The 13,825-nt window shown below is 58.9% G+C and carries 17 protein-coding genes; 10 read left to right on the top strand and 7 right to left on the bottom strand.

The genetic code is table 11. The annotated features are described in order from the left end of the window. The 5 genes from GA0061105_RS10695 to GA0061105_RS10675 all read left to right on the top strand — a co-directional run bounded on the left by GA0061105_RS10695 (position 1) and on the right by GA0061105_RS10675 (position 5,493). Positions 1-3,156 carry a putative Ig domain-containing protein gene (locus GA0061105_RS10695; RefSeq protein WP_208601639.1) on the top strand — a complete coding sequence of 1,052 codons (3,156 nt, stop codon included), beginning with the start codon at positions 1-3 and terminating at the stop codon, positions 3,154-3,156. A 66-nt stretch (positions 3,157-3,222) separates the two neighbouring features. Next, positions 3,223-3,795: a phage tail protein gene (locus GA0061105_RS10690; RefSeq protein ID WP_245294391.1), complete on the top strand. Its 573-nt coding sequence runs from the start codon at positions 3,223-3,225 to the stop codon at positions 3,793-3,795. Between the two features lie 36 nt (positions 3,796-3,831). After that, on the top strand, positions 3,832-4,359 hold the full coding sequence (locus tag GA0061105_RS10685; protein WP_064695087.1) for a phage tail protein: 528 nt from the start codon (positions 3,832-3,834) through the stop codon (positions 4,357-4,359). Between the two features lie 28 nt (positions 4,360-4,387). Beyond that, positions 4,388-4,921 (top strand): phage tail protein, encoded by a 534-nt coding sequence (locus GA0061105_RS10680; RefSeq protein ID WP_064695086.1) that lies wholly within the window; start codon positions 4,388-4,390, stop codon positions 4,919-4,921. After that, positions 4,921-5,493 (top strand): GNAT family N-acetyltransferase, encoded by a 573-nt coding sequence (locus GA0061105_RS10675; protein ID WP_082929012.1) that lies wholly within the window; start codon positions 4,921-4,923, stop codon positions 5,491-5,493. Before GA0061105_RS10680 ends, GA0061105_RS10675 begins: the two co-directional genes overlap by 1 nt. On the opposite strand, the gene GA0061105_RS10670 is transcribed toward GA0061105_RS10675, so the two are convergent. After that, on the bottom strand, positions 5,486-5,869 hold the full coding sequence (locus GA0061105_RS10670; RefSeq protein ID WP_245294390.1) for a DUF6916 family protein: 384 nt from the start codon (positions 5,867-5,869) through the stop codon (positions 5,486-5,488). The genes GA0061105_RS10675 and GA0061105_RS10670 overlap by 8 nt on opposite strands. Before the next feature lie 130 nt (positions 5,870-5,999). On the opposite strand from GA0061105_RS10670, the gene ppk2 reads away from it, so the two are divergent. Continuing rightward, positions 6,000-6,914, top strand: a complete 915-nt coding sequence (gene ppk2 / locus GA0061105_RS10665; protein WP_064695084.1) for a polyphosphate kinase 2 — start codon at positions 6,000-6,002, stop codon at positions 6,912-6,914. 78 nt (positions 6,915-6,992) lie between these two features. Here ppk2 and GA0061105_RS10660 read toward each other — a convergent pair whose 3' ends face one another. Beyond that, on the bottom strand, positions 6,993-7,868 hold the full coding sequence (locus tag GA0061105_RS10660) for an aldo/keto reductase family oxidoreductase (RefSeq protein ID WP_092750030.1): 876 nt from the start codon (positions 7,866-7,868) through the stop codon (positions 6,993-6,995). A gap of 97 nt (positions 7,869-7,965) precedes the next feature. Between GA0061105_RS10660 and GA0061105_RS10655 the strand changes: the two genes are divergently transcribed. Next, the gene (locus GA0061105_RS10655) at positions 7,966-8,877 is read left to right on the top strand and encodes a LysR family transcriptional regulator (protein WP_092750028.1); all 912 of its coding nucleotides are present in this window, start codon (positions 7,966-7,968) and stop codon (positions 8,875-8,877) included. Positions 8,878-8,925: 48 nt separating this feature from the next. Here GA0061105_RS10655 and GA0061105_RS10650 read toward each other — a convergent pair whose 3' ends face one another. From GA0061105_RS10650 to rpsU, 4 genes are all read right to left on the bottom strand, one after another. Then, positions 8,926-9,405 carry a pyridoxamine 5'-phosphate oxidase family protein gene (locus GA0061105_RS10650; protein ID WP_064695081.1) on the bottom strand — a complete coding sequence of 160 codons (480 nt, stop codon included), beginning with the start codon at positions 9,403-9,405 and terminating at the stop codon, positions 8,926-8,928. A 61-nt stretch (positions 9,406-9,466) separates the two neighbouring features. Continuing rightward, positions 9,467-10,036 carry an alpha-ketoglutarate-dependent dioxygenase AlkB gene (locus tag GA0061105_RS10645; RefSeq protein WP_064695300.1) on the bottom strand — a complete coding sequence of 190 codons (570 nt, stop codon included), beginning with the start codon at positions 10,034-10,036 and terminating at the stop codon, positions 9,467-9,469. Positions 10,037-10,056: 20 nt separating this feature from the next. After that, complete coding sequence (locus GA0061105_RS10640) at positions 10,057-10,251, bottom strand: hypothetical protein (RefSeq protein WP_064695080.1); 195 nt, start codon at positions 10,249-10,251, stop codon at positions 10,057-10,059. A gap of 44 nt (positions 10,252-10,295) precedes the next feature. Next, complete coding sequence (gene rpsU, locus GA0061105_RS10635; RefSeq protein ID WP_011427834.1) at positions 10,296-10,529, bottom strand: 30S ribosomal protein S21; 234 nt, start codon at positions 10,527-10,529, stop codon at positions 10,296-10,298. 637 nt (positions 10,530-11,166) lie between these two features. Between rpsU and rapA2 the strand changes: the two genes are divergently transcribed. Further along, positions 11,167-11,883: a calcium-binding lectin RapA2 gene (gene rapA2 / locus GA0061105_RS10630; protein WP_064695079.1), complete on the top strand. Its 717-nt coding sequence runs from the start codon at positions 11,167-11,169 to the stop codon at positions 11,881-11,883. A gap of 169 nt (positions 11,884-12,052) precedes the next feature. Next, on the top strand, positions 12,053-12,241 hold the full coding sequence (locus tag GA0061105_RS33320; RefSeq protein ID WP_064695078.1) for a hypothetical protein: 189 nt from the start codon (positions 12,053-12,055) through the stop codon (positions 12,239-12,241). A 99-nt stretch (positions 12,242-12,340) separates the two neighbouring features. Here GA0061105_RS33320 and GA0061105_RS10620 read toward each other — a convergent pair whose 3' ends face one another. Further along, positions 12,341-12,979, bottom strand: coding sequence for a TetR/AcrR family transcriptional regulator (locus tag GA0061105_RS10620; RefSeq protein ID WP_064695077.1), 639 nt, complete (start codon positions 12,977-12,979; stop codon positions 12,341-12,343). A 281-nt stretch (positions 12,980-13,260) separates the two neighbouring features. On the opposite strand from GA0061105_RS10620, the gene GA0061105_RS10615 reads away from it, so the two are divergent. Continuing rightward, on the top strand, positions 13,261-13,824 hold the full coding sequence (locus tag GA0061105_RS10615) for a TRAP transporter small permease (protein ID WP_064695076.1): 564 nt from the start codon (positions 13,261-13,263) through the stop codon (positions 13,822-13,824). Position 13,825: the final 1 nt, after the last annotated feature.

Raw genomic sequence — 13,825 nt, 5'->3', positions numbered from 1 at the left:
ATGGCCTCCGGCGGGTCGATTGATGTCAACATCGGCACTCAGTGCGATCCCGTTGGCCTCAATCCCCTCAACGACCCAAGTGCAACCTCTCCGCAGCATGGCTCGATAACGAACTACAATGCCGCCGCGGGGACGTTTACGTATACAAACAATGGCGACGGAGCCACCAGCGACAACTTCATCCTGGTCGATGCCAGCGCCAATCCTTTCACGATCAATATTGCGATTGCGGCAAGTGTGGCGCCACCGGTTGCCGGGCCGGCCAGCGCAACAGTCAGCCATGGAAGCAGTTCGAATCCGATTACGTTGAATCTGTCGGGGGGAGCGGCCACATCTGTGGCTGTCGGCACGCAGGCGGCTCACGGCACAGCCTCGGCAAGCGGCACGTCGATCACCTATACGCCGACGGCAAGCTATGCCGGCCCGGACAGTTTCACCTATACCGCGACCAATGCCGGCGGTACTTCCGCACCGGCAACGGTAACGATAACCGTCAGCCCGCCGACGATCTCGCTCAGCCCAGCGACATTGCCATCCGGCGCAACCGGGGCGGCCTATGGCCAGATCGTCACGGCCTCCGGCGGCACGGCCCCCTACTCCTATGCGATCACCGCCGGCGCTCTTCCGCCCGGTTTGAGCCTGTCGGCCGCGACGGGCGCGCTCGCCGGTACACCGACGGCGGGAGGTACATTCAACTTCACTATCAGCGTGACCGACAGCTCGACGGGGGTTGGACCGTTCACCAGTTCGAGGCCCTACAGCATAACCGTTGCTGCACCGACGATCGCGATCAACCCTTCCTCTTTGCCGGCCGCGACCACCGGAACCGCCTATAGCCAGACCATCACCGCCTCGGGCGGAACAAGCCCCTACAGCTATGCGGTGACGGCAGGCACGCTTCCGTCCGGCCTGACCCTGTCATCGAGTGGTGTTCTCTCCGGCACTCCGACGATATCGGGCACATTCAACATCACGATCACCGCGACGGACAGTTCGAGCGGCACGGGACCCTTTACCGGCTCCAGGGCCTATACCCTGACAACCAACATCCAGCCTCCGGTCGCGGGTGGCGTTACGGCAACCGTCGCCGCCAACTCGTCGAACAATCCCATCACGCTCAATATCACGGGCGGAGCGGCGAGCTCGGTTGCGATCGCAACCGGAGCCGCCAATGGGACGGCGATCGCATCGGGAACGTCCATCACCTATACGCCGACGTCAGGCTACAGCGGATCCGACAGCTTCACCTATACCGCAACCAATGGCTCGGGTACCTCGGCGCCGGCAACGGTCACCATCACAGTCAGTCCGCCGACGTTGGCATTCTCGCCGCCGAGCGGCGCCCTGCCGAATGGTGCAGTCGGCATCGCCTACAGCCAGACAGTTACTGCTTCGGGTGGTGCCAGCCCTTACAGCTACGGCGTTACCGGCTCGCTGCCGGCCGGGCTGACGCTCAATCCGTCGACGGGGGCGATCACCGGCACGCCGACGACGCCAGGCAATTATGGTTTCTCCATCACGGCCACCGATGCCAACAGCGCCGCCACGTCGGCCGCCTATACGATCACAATTCCGGTGCCCACGAGTTTTGTCTTCTCGCCGGCCGATGGTGCGCTGCCCGAGGCCATGGCGGGCGAAGCCTATAGTCAGCAAATCTCGGCGACCGGCGGGGTCGGCACGAAGATCTACAGTCTGGCATCCGGCAGTTTGCCGAGCGGGCTGGTTCTGAACATCTCGACCGGGCAGCTAACCGGCCCGCTGGCGATTGGCACGGAAGGCGATTACAGCTTCACGATCGAGGTCCGCGACGGCAACGGCGCAACTGGAATAGCCTCCTATACGCTGAAGGTGAAGACCCGCTCCGTCACTGTCCAGGACATGGTCGTCGACGTGCCGGCCGGTTCGACGCCTCCCGACGTCTACCTCAATCGCGGCGCAACCGGCGGTCCGTTCACCGCTGCGGCCCTCGCATTCGTAGAGCCCGCCAATGCGGCCACCGCGACGATCATCCGGGGTCAGCTGGCCCAGGCCGGCCCGGCGACCCCGGCCGGCTGGTATCTGCACCTTACGTTGAACCCAGCCTATTCCGGCCAGGTCCGCGTCGGCTACAGGCTCGTCAGCGCGCTCGGAACCTCCAATACAGCCACGGTCACCTATAATGTCAGCTATGACGCCGGCAAGGTGGCCGACGATATCGACAAGCTCGTACATGACTTCGTGGAATCCCGACAGAACATGATCGCCAACACGATCAAGGTTCCGGGACTCCTGCAGCGCCGGCGGATGCAGGAGGCGACCGATCCGATCACCGCGCGCATGATGCCTTCCGAAGAAGGGATGACGTTCGGCTTCGCCACCAGCCTGTCGCAGATTCGCGCAGCCGGTGGTGATGCGGATGCGGCCTCGGCACCCTTCAACGTCTGGATCGACGGCGCCTTCCTGGCCCATAACGACAGGAATAGGGACGACGGCGCCGGTGAGTGGGGCAGCTTTGCCATGATCAATATGGGAGCGGATTATCTTCTCTCTGACAAGGCGTTGATCGGGCTGTCCTTCCACTATGACCGCATGACCGATCCGACCGATCAGGATGCCGAGCTGACGGGCAATGGCTGGCTTGCGGGACCCTATGCCTCGCTGGAGATCGGCAGGGGCGTATTCTGGAACGGTAGCCTGCGCTACGGCGGTTCCGGCAACACCATTGACACGGAGTTCTGGGACGGTGATTTCGAGACGACGCGGTGGATGGCCGATACGTCAATCGAAGGACAGTGGAATCTCGACGATGAAACCACGATCGCGCCAAAACTGCGGGCGATCTACTTCTCGGAAAAGGTCGACGATTATACCGTCAAGAATAGATCCGGCGATGCCATCATCATCGACGGCTTCAACGACGACCAGTTCCGGGTCAGCCTGGGTGCCGAAATCGCCCGGTCCTTCCTGCTGGAGAGCGGCGCGAAGCTCACTCCGAAGCTCGGCCTTACCGGCGGCTTCTCCGGACTGGACGGGTCAGGTGCCTTCGCTTCTCTTACCGCTGGGCTGACGATGCAGACCGCGAACTTCTGGATGCTCGACACAAGTCTGCTCTTCGACGTCGAGGGCGACGGGGAGCAATCCGTTGGCGCCAAGGTCGCCGCGTCAAAGAAGTTTTAGAAGTTGCCTCAATTTGCTGCACTTAAGATAGCAAATTGCTCTTGCGTTTAGCGCAATGATTGAGTGATGATGCTCTTCAATATCGTTGGTATATTCAGGGGTATGGGTATGTCGGAATTCTTTCTCGGCCAGATCATGCTCACAGGGTTTCCGTTCGCGCCCAGAGGCTTTGCCCTGTGCGACGGCCAGTTCCTCAGCGTGAACCAGAACCAGGCCTTGTTCTCACTCTTGGGCACGCATTACGGTGGTGATGGGCAGACGACATTCGCCTTGCCCAATATGCAGAGCCGTACGCCGGTGGGATTTGGATCATCCTACGATCCCACATGGCAGCCTTCGCCCTATGGGATTGGCGCAACCGGCGGCGTCGAAAGTGTGACTTTGCTGCAGCAACAATTGCCTCAGCACATTCACCTGGCGACAGGAACCACGAGCAGCGGCACCGTGCGAAATCCGAGCGATGCGCTCTACGGAACCAACAGCGCCGAAATTTACGGCGCTTCCGGTGGTGATCAGGTCACGCTGTCGAGCCAGACTGTGATCCCCGCCGGTAATGGCCAGCCCCATGAGAATAGGCAGCCCTGTGACGTGATCAGCTTTTGCATTGCACTGTCGGGGATTTTTCCGTCCTCCAATTGAACAGCGCTTGTCAACCCATTGCTTGGAGGATCAATCATGAGCACTCCCTTCGTCGGAGAAATCCGGTTATTTGGCTTTTCCCGAGTGCCCAGCGGGTGGTTGCCCTGCAACAATTCCCTACAACCCATTTCCGAATATGAGAACCTGTTCACGCTTATCGGGACGACGTATGGCGGCGATGGAGAGACAACGTTTGCGACCCCCAATCTTTGCGGGCGCGTACCGGTGCATCAGGGCAGCGGGCCGAACTTGTCGACCTATGTGATCGGTCAATTCGCCGGTAGCGAGAACGTCACGCTTCTGCCCACACAAATGCCAGCACACACGCATCCGTATCTTGCCACTACCGGACTGGCGGAAGCGACATTGGTAAGCTCGTCCGAACTCGCCGCGCTGAGCGGCGACACGATGTATGCCACCGATATCAGCGGCGCCACTCCGATCACAGCATCACAGGCGGCAATACAGGCAACCGGATCGACGGTCATGCATGACAATACGATGCCGACGTTGACGGTGCAGTATTGCATCGCATGGGCCGGTATCTTTCCCTCATCCCGATGAGCCCGCTTCATCCATCAAGGACATTGCCATGACAGAACCTTATCTCGGCGAGATCCAACTGTTCGGTTTCGATTTTGCTCCCCGCGGCTGGGCATCGTGCAACGGTACATTGCTCCCCATCCAGCAGAACTCCGAACTTTTTTCCCTGCTCGGCACCCAATATGGCGGCAATGGCAAGAGCACGTTCCAGTTGCCTAACTTTGCCAACCGGGCAGGCTGCAACCAAGGTCAAGGCGTAGGTCTGACGCCGCGCACCATCGGCAACAGCTTCGGCAGCAACTTCATAACGCTGACGCAGGCGGAGATGCCGGCACACACGCATTCCTTGACTATCTATAATCAAGGCGATGCATCCAAGCGAGCCGCCTCGCCCAGTGAAGGCAATGCCCTGAGCCTGCCGAATTCGAGCAGTCCGTTTCTTCCCGATGCCCAGCCGAATACCCAATTTGCCCCGAACGTCATCGGCATTGCAGGCGGGAGCCAGCCGCATGAAAACCGTCAGCCTTTTCTTGCCGTCAACTTCTGCATCGCGCTGGTCGGCGTTTATCCATCCTTCGATTGATGATCGACCCGCTACCGGAGTTTCCTGCGCGAACGAGCCATCATCGGCTTTGTGTTCCGGCCTGTATCCTGCGTCCGGCAAAGCAGGACGATCTCCCCTTTCTACGTCAGCTTTACCATTCGTTCCGGAGCGATGAACTGGCTCGGATCCCGTGGTCGCAAGAAGACAAGCAGGTATTCCTCGACCAGCAATTTAATCTTCAACATCGCTACTACGTCGCCGCATTCCCGCAAACGGACTTCCTGATCATCGAGAAGGACGGCACCTCCATCGGCCGCCTCTACATCGATTTCGACGCTGATATCTGGCATATTGTCGATATCGGCTTCCTCCCCGAACGTCGTAATCTGGGTCTGGGCTCCGGGACACTGAAAGCCATTCAACATGCGGCAGTGACAAGGGAAATCCCGGGAATCGCACTGCATGTCGATCGAAACAACAGGCGCGCATACGACCTTTATATGGCCTTGGGATTCATGGTGATTGAAACGACCGTTACCCACATTCGTATGGAATGGCGCTCGCACCGGCTCCTGCCAGAGCCGGCGGATGAGCCGTCAGGCGTTAATTGAAGACGGCCTGATAGATGATCCCGTCTTTGTCCCTGGCGACCGGTACAAGGAAAATATCGAGAATCCCAAGTGTGGCGTTGCGCAGCCTGTAAATCTGTTGTGGCAACAGCACCTTTGACGCACTGCGAAACAGCAATGAAAACGGCGCTCTCACCATCCCTGCGAAGCCCCGCTCGGGCAAGGGCCGTGCCTCGGTCAGCGTAAAAGCAAGGCATCCTGTCCCCATATCGACTTGGAAGCTTTCCCCGACACAGCGGGCGAAATGATCCAGCGTTACGATCGCCATCCGGACCCCATTTGCTTGCTCCCTCTCTGCTTGCAGATGCTTGCACTTCATTCCCTGGTTGAAGTTTATCAAGAGATTGGAGTGACGCAAGCACCTCTCCAGCAAGCCGATGCGTTAGCGCCCAATCGGGAGGCCGTTGTTCCAGCTCTCGGTCGGCCGAACCGTCACACAAACTTCGCAGTGACATGCTCCTGTCAAAAAAAGCAAAAGGGAAAAGACCATGTCTCAAAAAGATCAGGACCAGCTCAGCCGGATAAAGGCCGAAATCGCCGACAGCTTCGATGAGGAGCTGGAAATGCAGATGGAGGAGGACAGGCTGGACGATCTGGTCGTCGAAGGAATGACGGAACCGGCGGAGCAGACGCTCGATCGAAAGATCTATTTCCGGGAACTTTTCCGGCTGCAGCACGAACTGGTGCGGCTGCAGGATTGGGTTCAGTACAAGAAGCTGAAGGTGGTCGTGTTGTTCGAAGGCCGGGATTCGGCCGGCAAGGGCGGCGCGATCAAACGCGTGACGCAAAGGCTCAACCCACGCGTCTGCCGAACCGTGGCATTGCCCGCTCCGACCGAACGCGAGCGCCATCAATGGTATTTCCAGCGGTATGTCCCGCATCTTCCGACCGCCGGCGAGATCGTGCTCTTCGACCGCAGCTGGTACAACCGCGCAGGCGTCGAGCGCGTGATGGGGTTCTGCACCCCTGACGAACTCGAGGAGTTTTTCCGCTCGGTGCCCGAATTCGAACGGATGCTCGTCCGGTCCGGGATCGTGCTGATCAAATACTGGTTCTCGATCACCGACGAGGAGCAGGAATTCCGCTTCAAGATGCGCATCCACGATCCGCTGAAGCAGTGGAAGCTTTCGCCGATGGATATGGAAAGCCGCATCCACTGGGAAGAATATACCAAGGCCAAGGAAGAAATGCTGGCGCGCACACACACCAGGGAAGCGCCCTGGTGGGTGGTGCAGGCCGTCGACAAGAAACGGGCGCGGCTGAACTGCATCGCCCATCTTCTTGATCAGATTCCCTATGACGATGTGCCGAAGCCTGAAATTCAGCTGCCGGATCGTATTCGCCATGCCGATTATATCAGGGCGCCGGTTCCGGCCGAAATGTTTGTACCGGAGCGCTATTGAAAGCATAGCCGCGACGTCCCGCAAGACCGCTAAGCGGCCCGAGAACCGCAGCGTAGCGACCTGTACCGTCGGCGACCGTCAGGCGGCCATATGGGCCATTCGGTTCAGTTCCTCAACAGCATCATCCGGTAGCACCAACCGGGCAGCGGCGAGATTCTCCCTGAGATGGCCGAGCGAGGACGTGCCCGGGATCAGCAGGATATTGGGTGCACGCTGCAGCAGCCAGGCGAGCGCTGCCTGCATCGGCGTCGCACCGAGACGTGCCGCGACATTGGAGAGCGTGGCCGACTGCAGCGGCGTAAACCCACCGAGCGGGAAGAACGGCACATAGGCAGTGCTTTGACCGGCAAGATCGTCGATCAGTCCGTCGTCGGTCCGATGCGCCAGATTATAGTGGTTCTGCACGCAGACGATCTCGGTGATCCCACGGCCTTCGATAACCTGTTTCGATGTGGCGTTGCTTAAGCCCACGTGACGGACCAAGCCTTGCCGCTGGAGATCAGCGAGAACCGTCAGGGGTGCTTCTATCGAGCCCTCGGCCGGGCTATGCAGGTCAAATGCGATCCGGAGGTTGACGACATCAAGCACGTCCAAGCCGAGGTTACGAAGATTGTCGTGGACCGCCTGCGTCAGTTCCTGGCGCGAGAAGGCGGGAATCCAGGATCCGTCCGCGCCGCGCCGTGCGCCGACTTTCGTGACGATCACGAGATCGTCGCGATAGGGATGGAGCGCTTCACGGATGATCTGGTTGGTCACGTGCGGACCGTAGAAATCACTGGTATCGATATGATGCACGCCGCTTGCGACCGCCTCGCACAACACCGCCAGGGCGGCGCCATGATCCCTGGGCGGCCCGAACACACCGGGCCCGGCGAGTTGCATGGCGCCGTAGCCAAGCCGCCTCACTTTGCGGTCGCCGATAGTGAATGTGCCGGACTGATCTATGATGGACATGATCTCGCTCCCTTCAAGAGATGGGATCGAAATTACTCGTTGGCGACGCGTGTGATAATTGAGTACAATGCGCACAGGCTGTGCGGAGTGGCGAACAGTGAAAGCAGACCTGAGTGACCTCAACGCCTTTGTCGCGGTGGCGGGGGCAGGTGGTTTTCGCGAGGCAGCGCGTGCCAGTGGCAGCAGCGCCTCCTTCTTGAGCGAAGCGGTGCGTCGCCTGGAGGCCAAACTTGAGGTCAGGCTTCTAAATCGCACGACGCGCAGCGTCGTTGCGACCGAAGCGGGAAAGGGTTTGCTTGAGCGGCTCGGCCCCGCTTTGACGGAGGTGGAGGCCGCGCTCGACGTGGTCAACCGTTTTCGCGACAGGCCTGTTGGTTCGCTGCGGCTCAATGTGCCGGTCAGCGCTGCGCGGCTGGTGCTGCCCGCAATCGTTCCGCCATTCCTCGCCGCCTATCCCGATATCCGCCTGGAAATCGTCGCCGAGGAGAGCTTCGTCGACGTGCTCGCTGCCGGGTGCGATGCCGGCATCCGTTATGACGAGCGATTGGAGCAGGATATGATCGCGATTCCGATCGGTCCGCGCCACCAGCGCTTTGCCACTGCGGCGTCGCCTGCTTATCTCGGCCGCCGCGGGCGGCCGCAACATCCGAGTGAACTCCTCGGCCATGCTTGCCTGCTGGGCCGTTTTGCCAGCGGCGCAATGACGACTCCATGGGAATATGAGCGAGACGGTGAGGTGGTGCGGGTCGAACCCACCGGCCCCTTGATCGTCAGGGTTGGTGGGGCGACGGATCTTGCCGTCGACGCGGCGATAGCGGGCACAGGCATCATCTGCATTTTTGAAGATTGGCTGCGGCCGCATTTCGACAGCGGTGCCCTCGAACCCGTCCTGGAGCCGTGGTGGCAGCGCTTTTCCGGGCCGTTCCTCTATTATCCCGGCCGGCGTCTGGTGCCCGCGCCGCTGAGGGCATTCATCGATTTCGTCAAGGAGTCGGCCAACCGATCCTGATTTCCTTTGGTGAGCGGCAGGCATCAATCTTCGTTGAGCGCCTATTCGTCAGAGGGTGACCTCGGCATTGTCACCCATATCCGGTTTGCTGTTCGTAACCGCTGCGGCCGCCATTTTGATATAGCTGATGATGGTGCCGGGGCTGTCCCAATATTCGGCCGAGACCGGGCTAACCTTGAGGATGCGGATGGAGGGATCGTCGGGGTTGTCCCACCATGCCTTTGCCGGCGTCGCCCACAATTCACGGATCTTCTCGCGATCGTTCTGCACTTCCGCCGTCCCTGACACTGAAACATATTTCTGTGCCTTGGTGTCGGCAAAGGCCAGGCAGACGCTCGGCCAGCGGGCGACCTCGTCGTCCTTGTGGCTACCGAGATCCGTGAGAAAATAGACCGCGTTTTCAAGTTGCGCGCTATAGGCGGACATCGGTCGGGCGCGCAGGTTGTCGCCATTTCGGGTCGTCAACATGCAAAACCCTATTCTGTCGATTAACTCCCATACCCGTGTCGCATCATCCTGCTCAACCATCGTTATCTCCGTTTGTGCGAAAGACGGAGTAACCATCTGTTAGAGCCGATGTTCCCGTAGTTTACGCGGCCAATTCCCGGAAGGTGATCGAATAACGCAGTTGATCGACAGGCGGGATGGAATGCTCCCAGAGCGTTCTTGAGGCGCCGGCCATAAGATAGGCGGAGCCGGGTTCAATCACCAGCGATCGCCGCAGCCATTTGTCGCCGTCCCGGCGCCTCAGCCTGAAGGTGCAGGACGAAAGCAGGGAGATGCCGACGACTCGGCCGAACACGAATTTATCCTTGTGCCAGCCGATTGGAGCGCCGGGCGAATATTCCGTCACGAGAGCATGTTCGAACGCCTCGGGCACGATATCCGCGAAGCGTGCTGCGACCTCGCGAATGGGGAGCAGCAAAGACGGTATTTCCTCTGCTCTTCTCATGCGCTGACTGTCGAAGTCGTATTTCCAGCCGAAGGAGACCGTCCTGCGTTTGCCTTCGAACCCGTGGAAATCGAAGGCTTTGAACGGCAGGGCCGGTATCGCTTCGAGAACCGAGCGCTGCAGATCGACGGGCACAATATCCTGGGAATATCGGAAACCCTCAGGAAAATCGTCATCGGCCACACCAAAGAGATCCTTTTGTACCATCGTGGCCACTGCTCATGTCCTCAATGCACGCTCGGGGTTTCCATAACAATCGCGAAGTCTTCTGCGACCAATTCGCTGACTGCTATGAGGATTTCCTCCCGCGAAAAGCCCGATGTCAGTGCGCGCTGGATCAGGTCCTGCAAATCCGGCTCGACCACATCGCGGCAATCCTCGAGGCGTTCCTCCGAAACGGTGAGGCTAATCAGTTCGTCCATTGTCTATCCTTTCGGGAATTGTAATCGCTGGGACCGGGTAGATTCTAACGCGCGGCGGTCCGCTTGCGCCCGACCAGCAGCCCTTCGCGCTGCATCTTCTTGCGGGCAGCCTTTCGCTGCCGGCTGATTGCCTGCGCTTTTTCCCGGACGCGGCGTTCGGACGGTTTCTCATAGGCGCGCCGTTCCTTCATTTCGCGGAACAGCCCTTCGCGCTGCATTTTCTTCTTCAAGGCCCTGAGGGCCTGATCGACGTTGTTGTCTCTGACGAGTACCTGCATGTCGAGTCTCCTTGTTGGGATTATGATCATTTCTCAGCCGAACTGTGCAGCGATCGGCGCCTACATTCGCGGCGGCAAAGAGGCAGGGGAAATGCCGTTCAGGCTCCCGCAGTTTAGGACAGCATGCCGCGCTTGCGCCGCGGCCGACCTGCCGCAATCGCAGTCGCTGTGTTTCGTGGTTCAAAAGAAATCCTCTGCCGGCCGCAGCCGTGATCATCGCTTGTTCTTGGGATTGCCCATAGTGCGCCGGCTGGCACACACCGCCGATCCTTGGCGTTCGCGGACGAGTCGGCACCACTCCGGTGTCCGATGGGATCAAGGTCGACCTAAAGATAGGTGCGGGTGTCTGGGATTGCAATGGTGTGCAGGCACCGTAAAGCAGCATCAGAGAAGCGCCGCGGTAACGTAGTCGCCGCAGAGGTTCTTTCAAGTTTACCGCGTGTAAATAGGTCGAAATTGCTTCAAATTTGATTGAAGTGAAAAGCGTATTAGTCGATTTATAAGCGGCTGCACACGCTAAACGCGAATGTTAACCTTGCGTTAAATAACCCATTGACTTGTAGTATTAATAAGTTGTTAAAGGAGCGGCTCGCTACGGTCAAATTGGCCTGCTGATAAACAATTTTAGGAGAAACTAATGGCTTCGTTGATTCACGCAACTGACGATAGTGCAACATTTCAAGAAACTGACGTAATTTCCGGAAATCTTCTTTCCAACGACTCGTCCGAAAACGGTCATCTGTTCCTGCGTGCATTTGACGGCGCTAGCGTTGGCGCCAAGAGCGGCATGAACCAGATCACCGAAATCCAGGGCGAGTACGGCACGTTCTTCGTCAAGCCGGACGGCAGCTATACCTATGTGCTGAGCGATGCAGCCAAGATCGGCTTCAGCAACGGCGAGCTGCTCCAGGAGAAGGTATCGTACAAGATCTCCGACGGCAGCGGCCATACCGATGTCGGCCTGTTCACGCTCAACATCCAGGGCGTCACCCAGAAGCCGATTGCTGTCGACGACGTCTACAGCTTCACCGAAGGCAGCCCCATTGCCGGCAACGTTCTCGATAACGACATCGCCGGCGACAATGGCAAGATGTTCCTGCGTCAGTTCCTGAGCACGCAGGTGGATTCCAAGGCTGATGCCGTAACCGATATTGCCGGTACCTATGGCACCTTCCATGTCAAGGCGAACGGCGAGTTCACCTACGAGCTCACGGCCGATCTCGAAGCGGGTCAGACCTACACTGAAGTTCTCCGTTACTACAAGATCTCCGATGGCGAAGGCCATACGGACACTGCCAAGGTGACGCTCAACATCCTCGGCACGGACGCTCTGCCCGACGGCGTCGGCGTTTGATCCGCAGCCCATAGATCAGTGAGACAAGACGCCCGCCGCGCAATCGGCGGGCTTTTCATATATACGCCGCTTTTACTGAAATGCCCGATGCACGCCGACATATAACCCCTTTTAGCTAGTTCGTATAAAAGCCGGGCGGGCGTAGTCTCAATGTTCGGAGGACAAGCTCTTGACCGAACACATCGAACCCAAGCAAATCGAGTCGGAGGATCTGACGAAAGTCTGGTCCGTAACCGAGTTCTGCGCTCGCCATCGGATAAATGCCGAGGAGCAGGCGCTGCTTCTCAAGCTCTTTGGGCCATTCGCGACAGCTTGCGAACTGCTCCACAATGCCAGGCGCACGCCGCGATTTCGATAAAAACTCCACATTGGTCGCTGGCGGTTGCCGGTTTTTTTGCCTCGGCGCCGATTTCGAAATTGGAGTACCTTGCTTCCCAGCGCGGCTAGGCGCGCGCCGTCAGCTCTTCAGATAGCTGACGACCGCATCGGCGATCATTCCACGATGGCGTTCGATGATCTCGCCATCCGACAGATTGCGCCGGAAGATCGTGCCGAAAGTATAGCGGTTCGAAACGCGAAAGAAGCAGAAGGCGCTGATCATCATATGGATGTCGATCGGGTCGGCCCTCCGCCGGAAGACGCCCTTGTTGAAGCCGCGCTCCAATATGCCGGCAATGGTTTCGATGACGGAGACGTTGAGATCCCGGATCGCTTCCGAGCGAAGCATATGGGCAGCATGATGGATGTTCTCGATGCTGACGAGACGGACGAAATCCGGATTGGCTTCGTCGTGATCGAAGGTCGTCGAGATTAGCGTCCGCAACGCCTCTTCCGGCTCGAGATTGGACAGATGCAGATCAGATTCCAGCGAGCGGATCTTGCGGTAGGACTGTTCGAGGACGGCAAGGTAGAGCCCCTCCTTGCTGCCGAAGTAGTAGTAGATCATCCGCTTCGAGGTGCGCGTCTTCTCGGCGATCGAGTCGACGCGGGCGCCGGCGAGCCCATGGGTCGAGAATTCCTCGGTAGCGACGAGCAGGATATCCTCTCTCGTCTGCTGTGGATCGTTCTTCCGGCCGTTTTCGCCCCGTTCCGCCATGAGCCTGATTATCGCACTTCCTAATCTCTTGTTTTATGTCTCGATTTTCGGCTTTCGAGCTTCATCGGAAACAAGTGCTCCTGTTTCCGTGTCCGCGAGTCTTATTCACGTCGACGGCATGTTTCAATAGATGCCGCTTGACATACGAACTAGTTAGTACATTTTGTAGTGGCGAACAGTGGAGGAATTGATCGCGACGGCAATATCTTGGTCATGACCTGCATTTTGCGGGTCTGACAACGGTCGGCTGGCAAGGGCAAGGCCTCGCCTGGGAGGAGCGAATGACCCGTATCATCGATTTCTACTTCTTCGTGCTGAAGGTGACGATCGCGTTGCTGCTGGCAGGTATGGTGGTGCTGGTTTTCGGCAATGTCGTGCTTCGGTACGCCTTCAACCAGGGCATCACCTCCTCGGAGGAATTGTCGCGGATCTTTTTCGTTTGGCTGACTTTTCTCGGCGCCGTCGTCGCGATGCGCGAGCATTCTCACCTCGGGGTGGATTCCCTGATCACTCGCCTGCCGAAACCTGTCGCCAAGTTCGCGGTGCTGCTCGGTTACGGCATGATGCTCGCCGCCACGTGGCTGATGATCAGTGGCAGCTGGACTCAGACGCTGATCAACCTCCACGTTTCGGCGCCGGCGACCGGGATCTCGATGGGCGTTTTCTACGGCGCCGGGCTCGCCTTCGGTGTGCCGGCCTTTTTCATCCTTCTCTGGGATGCTTTTGCCATCGCGACCGACCGCATCGACGTGACGACCGCCGAGCTTGTGCGTGACAGCGAGGAACAGGCGGCACTCGAAGTTCCCGCGCACTCGACATTCCCCGCGCTGAAGCCGAAGCACTGAG

This window comes from Rhizobium aethiopicum, assembly GCF_900094625.1.
Lineage (GTDB): Bacteria > Pseudomonadota > Alphaproteobacteria > Rhizobiales > Rhizobiaceae > Rhizobium > Rhizobium aethiopicum.
Note: the sequence above shows the minus strand (reverse complement) of the source record. Positions and strands in the feature narration are given on the sequence as shown.

Bases quoted from the DNA above. Each gene is read 5' to 3' on its own strand.
- GA0061105_RS10690 (WP_245294391.1), top strand. From the start codon at position 3,223: ATGATGCTCTTCAATATCGTTGGTATATTCAGGGGTATGGGTATGTCG.
- GA0061105_RS10660 (WP_092750030.1), bottom strand. From the start codon at position 7,868: ATGTCCATCATAGATCAGTCCGGCACATTCACTATCGGCGACCGCAAA.
- GA0061105_RS10640 (WP_064695080.1), bottom strand. From the start codon at position 10,251: ATGGACGAACTGATTAGCCTCACCGTTTCGGAGGAACGCCTCGAGGAT.
- GA0061105_RS10680 (WP_064695086.1), top strand. From the start codon at position 4,388: ATGACAGAACCTTATCTCGGCGAGATCCAACTGTTCGGTTTCGATTTT.
- GA0061105_RS10695 (WP_208601639.1), top strand. From the start codon at position 1: ATGGCCTCCGGCGGGTCGATTGATGTCAACATCGGCACTCAGTGCGAT.
- ppk2 (WP_064695084.1), top strand. From the start codon at position 6,000: ATGTCTCAAAAAGATCAGGACCAGCTCAGCCGGATAAAGGCCGAAATC.
- rapA2 (WP_064695079.1), top strand. From the start codon at position 11,167: ATGGCTTCGTTGATTCACGCAACTGACGATAGTGCAACATTTCAAGAA.
- GA0061105_RS10615 (WP_064695076.1), top strand. From the start codon at position 13,261: ATGACCCGTATCATCGATTTCTACTTCTTCGTGCTGAAGGTGACGATC.
- GA0061105_RS10650 (WP_064695081.1), bottom strand. From the start codon at position 9,405: ATGGTTGAGCAGGATGATGCGACACGGGTATGGGAGTTAATCGACAGA.
- GA0061105_RS10675 (WP_082929012.1), top strand. From the start codon at position 4,921: ATGATCGACCCGCTACCGGAGTTTCCTGCGCGAACGAGCCATCATCGG.
- rpsU (WP_011427834.1), bottom strand. From the start codon at position 10,529: ATGCAGGTACTCGTCAGAGACAACAACGTCGATCAGGCCCTCAGGGCC.
- GA0061105_RS10685 (WP_064695087.1), top strand. From the start codon at position 3,832: ATGAGCACTCCCTTCGTCGGAGAAATCCGGTTATTTGGCTTTTCCCGA.
- GA0061105_RS10645 (WP_064695300.1), bottom strand. From the start codon at position 10,036: ATGGTACAAAAGGATCTCTTTGGTGTGGCCGATGACGATTTTCCTGAG.
- GA0061105_RS10620 (WP_064695077.1), bottom strand. From the start codon at position 12,979: ATGGCGGAACGGGGCGAAAACGGCCGGAAGAACGATCCACAGCAGACG.